The 7,167-nt window shown below is 33.1% G+C and carries 7 protein-coding genes; 3 read left to right on the top strand and 4 right to left on the bottom strand.

Features of this window, described 5'->3' with window-relative positions; genetic code table 11:
- Nucleotides 1–1,089, top strand: a 1,089-nt coding sequence (gene ftsY / locus EV697_RS08965) for a signal recognition particle-docking protein FtsY (protein ID WP_243694779.1), incomplete at its 5' end; no start/stop codon positions are given.
- Between the two features lie 47 nt (nt 1,090–1,136).
- Here the strand turns inward: ftsY and lysA are convergent.
- Nucleotides 1,137–2,387, bottom strand: coding sequence for a diaminopimelate decarboxylase (gene lysA, locus EV697_RS08960; protein ID WP_132024816.1), 1,251 nt, complete (start codon nt 2,385–2,387; stop codon nt 1,137–1,139).
- 15 nt (nt 2,388–2,402) lie between these two features.
- The gene (gene lptM, locus EV697_RS08955) at nt 2,403–2,519 is read right to left on the bottom strand and encodes an LPS translocon maturation chaperone LptM (RefSeq protein WP_132024814.1); all 117 of its coding nucleotides are present in this window, start codon (nt 2,517–2,519) and stop codon (nt 2,403–2,405) included.
- A gap of 121 nt (nt 2,520–2,640) precedes the next feature.
- Here lptM and cyaY point away from each other — a divergent pair, with 121 nt between their 5' ends.
- On the top strand, nt 2,641–2,952 hold the full coding sequence (cyaY, locus tag EV697_RS08950; protein WP_132024812.1) for an iron donor protein CyaY: 312 nt from the start codon (nt 2,641–2,643) through the stop codon (nt 2,950–2,952).
- A 27-nt stretch (nt 2,953–2,979) separates the two neighbouring features.
- A complete protein-coding gene (gene recQ, locus EV697_RS08945; RefSeq protein ID WP_132024810.1) occupies nt 2,980–4,869 on the top strand; it encodes a DNA helicase RecQ in 1,890 nt (629 codons plus the stop codon).
- 8 nt (nt 4,870–4,877) lie between these two features.
- Here the strand turns inward: recQ and trmL are convergent, their stop codons facing one another.
- Nucleotides 4,878–5,351 (bottom strand): tRNA (uridine(34)/cytosine(34)/5-carboxymethylaminomethyluridine(34)-2'-O)-methyltransferase TrmL, encoded by a 474-nt coding sequence (gene trmL, locus EV697_RS08940; protein WP_132024808.1) that lies wholly within the window; start codon nt 5,349–5,351, stop codon nt 4,878–4,880.
- Between the two features lie 156 nt (nt 5,352–5,507).
- Nucleotides 5,508–7,124, bottom strand: coding sequence for a phosphoenolpyruvate carboxykinase (ATP) (pckA, locus tag EV697_RS08935; RefSeq protein WP_132024806.1), 1,617 nt, complete (start codon nt 7,122–7,124; stop codon nt 5,508–5,510).
- Nucleotides 7,125–7,167 lie beyond the last annotated feature (43 nt).

The raw sequence follows: 7,167 nt of genomic DNA, 5'->3' as shown, positions 1-7,167 counted from the left end.
ACAGAAACAGAAACAGAAACAGAAACAGAAACAGAAACAGAAACAGAAACAGAAACAGAAACAGAAACAGAAACAGAAACAGAAACAGAAACAGAAACAGAAAATAATATTATAAATAATACTGACATCAAAGAAGAAATCACGAAAGAACAAGAAAAACCAAGTGATGGTGGTTTTTTTAGCCGTTTAGTTAAAGGTTTATTAAAAACGAAAGAAAATATTGGTGCTAGTTTTAGTAACCTATTTTTAGGTAAAAAAATTGATGATGATCTCTTTGAAGAATTAGAAGAACAATTATTAATTGCAGATATCGGTGTACCAACCACTCAAAAAATTATATCAAACCTGACACAACACGCGAGTAGAAAACAATTAAAAGACGCTGAATTGCTATATCAGCAATTAAAAGTTGAATTGACGAATATTTTAAAACCTGTTGAACAACCTTTAGTAATAGATACGACTAAAAAACCTTATGTTATTTTAATGGTGGGAGTAAATGGTGTAGGAAAAACCACGACAATAGGAAAACTTGCTCGCCAATTTCAAGCACAAGGTAAATCAGTAATGCTTGCTGCTGGTGATACTTTCCGAGCGGCTGCAGTAGAACAATTACAAGTTTGGGGAGAACGTAATCACATTCCAGTCATTGCACAAAGTACAGGCTCCGATTCAGCCTCAGTTATTTTTGATGCAATGCAATCTGCCGCTTCACGTAATATTGATATTCTTATAGCTGACACAGCTGGACGTTTACAAAATAAAAATAATCTAATGGATGAATTGAAAAAAATCGTCCGTGTAATGAAAAAATATGATGAAACCGCACCGCACGAAATTATGCTCACTCTTGATGCAGGTACAGGACAAAATGCGATTAGCCAAGCAAAATTATTCAATGAAGCAGTTGGTTTAACTGGAATTAGCTTAACAAAATTGGACGGAACAGCAAAAGGTGGCGTTATTTTTGCCATAGCGGATCAATTTAATTTGCCAATACGTTATATAGGAATTGGTGAAAAAATTGAAGATTTACGCACTTTCCAATCAGAAGAATTTATTGAAGCTCTGTTTGAAAAAGAAGATTAATTTTATATACCCCACTTAATCAATATTAGGTGGGGTATATGTAAATATTATTTAACTAAAGCTTCCAATCGCCACAATTCTTCAAAACTAGCTCGGCGTTTAATTAAATGAGATTTGTCATCATCAACCATAATTTCTATGGCTAAGGGACGAGAATTATAATTTGATGCCATACTTGCACCATAAGCCCCTGCTGAACGTTGTGCAATAAAATCACCTTCAGCAATGGCTAATTGACGTTGTTTTCCTAAAAAATCAGAAGTTTCGCAAATAGGGCCAACAACATCATATATTCTGGTTTCTCTCTCTAAAGAACGATCAACTTCAATAATATTCATATAAGCTTGATATAAAGCAGGTCGAAGCATATCATTCATACCCGCATCAACAATAGCAAAATGGCGCTCTTCATTTGTTTTTAGGTATTCTACTTTCGTCACTAAAATACCCGCATTAGCTGTAATCGCTCGACCCGGCTCTAAAATAATTTCTAAATTTTCATAACCTTTTAGCTTTTCAAAAATAGTTTTTGCATATTCAGAAGGTAATGGTGCTTTTTCATCGGTATAAGTTACACCTAAACCACCACCTAAATCTAAATGTTTTAATTGAATTCCATCTTGTTCTAACTGTTTAATTAAAATAACTAAACGATCGGTAGCATCTAAAAATGGTTGTAATTCAGTTAATTGTGAACCAATATGACAATCTAGCCCTTCAATTTCAATATATTCTAACTGTTTTGCAATATTATAAACTTCTCTCGCCCTTTCAACGGTAACACCAAATTTATTTTCTTTCAAACCCGTTGAAATATAAGGATGAGTATGGGCATCAACATCAGGATTAACCCTTAAAGAAATAGGAGCTTTTTTTCCCAATTTTTTAGCTATGTCATTAATACGATAAAGCTCAGAAAGGCTTTCTACATTAAAACAACGAATTCCCACTTCTAATGCTCGAGTAATTTCTGTTACAGATTTTGCCACACCTGAAAAAACAACTTTTTTAGGATCACCTCCAGCCACAAGGACTCTCTCTAATTCACCTTGAGAAACTATATCAAAACCCGATCCTAATGTTGCCATAATATTTAAAATTGCAATGTTAGGATTGGACTTAACCGCAAAACAAATTAAATGTGGATGTTCACCTAAAGCGTCATTAAAAGCATTCCAATGGCGAACTAAGGTTGCTTTTGAATAAATATAAGCTGGCGTACCATATTCTTTAACTATTTGGCTCACCAATAAATTTTCAGCCATTAATTGATTATTTTTATATTGAAAGAAATCCATTGTAGATCCTACTATTTATTGTTGTTGAGCAGATTGTTCTTGCTCAGGAAAATAAAGTGGTCCTTTTACGCCACAAGAACTTACCAAAAAAGTAACCGCACTAATTAGAAAAACTAAAATTAACTTTTTCATATATGATCCCTTATAAAAATTAAATTATCTTATTTTTACCATTAAATTACGCTTTGTGCTATCACTATCTAAGGAAAATCTTTATAATTCTTTCTCATTGTAAAATAAATTGAGGAATTTTATGAATATCACTGATTATCATCAAAATATAGAAAAAATATGGTTAAGTATTGAAGAACAATTAGAAAAAAATGGTGCCGATGTAGATTGTGATACTCAAGGTTCTGTTTTTACTATTACTTTTGAAAATCGCAACCAAATCGTTATCAATAAACAAGAACCATTATTTGAACTTTGGCTTGCTAGTAAATTAGGTGGTTACCATTTTTCATTTAAAAATAATCAATGGATCACCAATGATGGAAAATTATTTTGGGATTGTTTAGAAGATGCTTGCCAGCACTATGGCGAACAAATTCATTTTTCTCGTTAATAGCAATTTTGTTGATCAAACAATATTATGCCAAATCAAGACAATAAAAAAAGTGCGGTTAATTTTTCTGAAAATTCTTCACAAAATAATACCGCACTTAATATATTGCATTCCGTATTTGGTTATCAATCCTTTAGAAAAGGACAAGAAGATATCATCAATGCTACCCTAGCTAAAAAGGATAGTCTAGTTATTATGGCAACAGGTAATGGAAAATCCCTTTGCTATCAAATTCCTGCCCTTTATTTTTCTGGATTAACCCTTGTTATCTCCCCATTAATTTCTTTAATGAAAGATCAAGTGGATCAATTAGTAACAAATGGTATCGAAGCTGATTATCTTAATTCAACGCAAACATTTGAAGAACAACAAATAATTCAAAATAAAGCGACATCAGGAAAATTAAAATTACTTTATATCTCTCCTGAAAAATCAATGACAACGAGTTTTTTTCATTTTATTAATCATTGCCAATTAAGTTTTATTGCTATTGATGAAGCGCATTGTATTTCCCAATGGGGACATGATTTTAGACCAGAATATTCACAACTAGGCGGTTTAAAAAGTTGTTTTCCCAATGTACCGATTATGGCACTAACAGCAACAGCAGACGAAACAACAAGAAAAGATATTCTTCGTAATCTACAACTTATCGATCCCTATATTCATATTGGCAGTTTTGATCGCCCAAATATTCGTTATACTTTAGTAGAAAAATTTAAACCCACTGAACAACTTTGTAAATATGTACTATCACAAAAAGGAAAAAGTGGCATTGTTTATTGTAATAGTCGCAATAAAGTAGAACGACTTGCAGAGAGTTTACGCAATAAAGGCATAATGGCTGAAGCTTATCACGCAGGAATGGAAAGTAATCAACGTGAACAAGTTCAAAGGGCATTTCAACGAGATAATATCCAAGTAGTTGTCGCCACAGTTGCTTTTGGTATGGGAATAAATAAGTCAAATGTACGTTTTGTTGCTCATTTTGATTTACCTCGTAGTATAGAATCCTATTACCAAGAAACAGGACGGGCTGGAAGAGATGATTTGCCCGCAGAAGCTATTTTATTTTATGATCCTGCAGATTATGCTTGGTTACAAAAAATACTACTCGAAAAACAAGAAACACAACAGAGACAAATAGAACAACATAAACTACAAGCGATTGGTGAATTTGCAGAAAGCCAAACTTGTCGCCGTTTAGTATTACTAAATTATTTCGGTGAAAATAAACATCAACCTTGTAATAACTGTGATATATGCCTTGATCCACCAAAAAGCTATGACGGTCTAATTGATGCACAAAAAGTAATGTCAACCATTTATCGAGTAGGTCAATCTTTTGGGGTGCATTATATTATTGCGGTATTGAGAGGAATGCAAAACCAAAAAATAAAGGATAATCATCATGATACATTAAGCGTTTTTGGCATAGGGAAAGATCGCAACAATGAATATTGGCAATCTGTTATTCGTCAATTAGTACATCAAGGTTTTATTCGACAAGTTATTGATGATTTTAGTTCAAAATTACAATTGACCGAAAATGCTAGACCAATTTTACGTGGTGAGCAAACTTTAAAATTAGCTATGCCAAGAATTTCAGCTATTACTAATATAACTGCAACTAGCAAATCAGCTATTATCAATTATGATAAAGATCTATTTGCTAGACTAAAATTTTTACGTAAACAAATTGCCGATAAAGAAAATATCCCACCTTATATAGTCTTCAATGATGCGACATTACAAGAAATGGCACAATATAAACCAACTACAGCAAGAGAAATGTTAGAAATAAATGGTATAGGGGCAATAAAATTAGAACGCTTCGCACAACCATTTATGTTATTAATTAAAGAACATCAAGCAATGCTCAATAAAGAAAATATGCCATTAAAATTGTCAGGATAAATTTAATATTACTTTAAATTAATGGCACCCTGATAACCTAATTGACGCCAAGCCTCATAAATAGTAACCGCTACCGAATTAGATAAATTCATACTACGGCTATTTTCGGTCATAGGAATACGTATTTTTTGTTCCATTGGCATTTTATCCAAAATAGCCATTGGAATACCTCTGGTTTCTGGACCAAACATTAAATAATCACCTAATTCAAACTGCACTTGACTATGTGCAGGACTTCCTTTTGTTGTCAACGCAAATAATCGCTTTGGATTTTCTGATTCTAAAAACATTTCATAAGTTTTATGGCGTTTAATTTCGGCAAACTCGTGATAATCTAACCCTGAACGGCGTAGTTTTTTATCATCCCAAGTAAATCCTAACGGCTCAATTAAATGTAAACGAAATCCAGTATTTGCACATAAACGAATGATATTTCCTGTATTTTGTGGGATTTCTGGCTCATATAAAACAATATCTAACATAAAAATTTTCCATAAAAATAAATTTCAGAAATTTTACGCTTAAAAAATAAAATTTCCAAAGTCTTATCAAGAAAATATTAAAAACTCTCAAAAAATAACCGCACTTTGAAAACAATCTCAAAGTGCGGTCAAAATTTAACTAAATTTTAATGCAAATTATGCTTTAGGACCAGCTTTAATTAATGCTTTACCTTCTTCATTAGTTGCATATTTTTCAAAGTTTTTAACGAAACGGTTAGCTAAATCTTCAGCTTTTGTTTGCCATTGTGCTTTATCTGCATAAGTATCACGTGGATCTAAAATTGCAGGATCAACACCTGGTAATGCTTTAGGAATTGCTAAATCAAAGATTGGTAATGAACCCATTTCTGCTTTTTCGATTGAACCATCTAAGATTGCATCAATGATACCACGAGTATCTTTGATAGAAATACGTTTACCAGTACCGTTCCAACCTGTATTAACTAAGTATGCTTCTGCACCAGCAGCTTCCATACGTTTAACTAACACTTCAGCATATTGAGTTGGGTGTAAAGATAAGAATGCAGCACCGAAACAAGCTGAGAATGTAGGTGTTGGTTCTGTAATACCACGTTCTGTACCAGCTAATTTAGCAGTGAAACCAGATAAGAAATAGTATTTAGTTTGTTCTGGAGTTAATTTAGAAACCGGCGGTAATACACCAAATGCATCAGCAGTTAAGAAAATAACTTTCTTAGCGTGACCAGCTTTTGAAACTGGAGCAACGATGTTATCAATATGATAGATTGGGTAAGAAACACGCGTATTTTCTGTTTTTGAACCATCATCATAATCAACTGTGCTATCTGCACGAACTACAACGTTTTCTAATAATGCATCACGTTTAATTGCACGATAGATATCTGGTTCATTTTCTTCAGAAAGGTTGATAGTTTTAGCATAGCAACCACCTTCGAAGTTAAATACACCATCATCGTCCCAACCATGCTCATCATCACCGATTAATTGACGTTTTGGATCTGTTGAAAGTGTTGTTTTACCTGTTCCTGATAAACCGAAGAATACCGCTACATCGCCGTCTTTACCAACGTTAGCTGAACAGTGCATTGATGCGATGCCTTTTAATGGAAGGAAGTAGTTCATCATTGAGAACATACCTTTTTTCATTTCACCGCCGTACCAAGTACCACCAATTAATTGAACACCTTCAGTAATGTTAAATGCAACGAAGTTTTCTGAATTTAAACCTTGTTCTTTCCAGTTAGGGTTAGTAACTTTAGCACCATTCATTACAACAAAATCAGGTTTGAAGTTTTGTAATTCTGCATCAGATGGACGAACAAACATATTTTTAACAAAATGTGCTTGCCACGCTACTTCAGTTACTATACGAACAGATAAACGAGTATCAGGGTTAGCACCACAGAAAGCATCAACAACAAATAAACGTTTACCAGAAAGTTGTTTAGTCACTAAACCTTTTAAACTTTTCCAAGTTTCTTGGTTCATTGGTTTGTTATCGTTTTTAGCTGCTTCGCTAGTCCACCATACTGTGTCTTTTGTTTTATCATCTAAAACAATATATTTATCTTTAGGAGAACGACCAGTGAAAATACCTGTATCTACCGCTACAGCACCAGCTTTAGTTACAGTACCTTTTTCAAAACCTTCTAAACCAGGTTTTGTTTCTTCTTCAAATAATTTTTCGTAAGTTGGGTTGTAAACAACTTCTGTTACACCAGTAATACCTAGTTCACCTAACTCACTTACTAATTTGTTTAAATCAGTCATAATTCACCTCTTAAAAGTTAATAAATATAAATATAGTAAAAAT

This window comes from Bisgaardia hudsonensis (assembly GCF_004345785.1).
In the GTDB taxonomy this organism is placed as follows: Bacteria; Pseudomonadota; Gammaproteobacteria; order Enterobacterales; family Pasteurellaceae; genus Bisgaardia; species Bisgaardia hudsonensis.
This window is presented reverse-complemented; position numbering and strand designations above follow the sequence as displayed.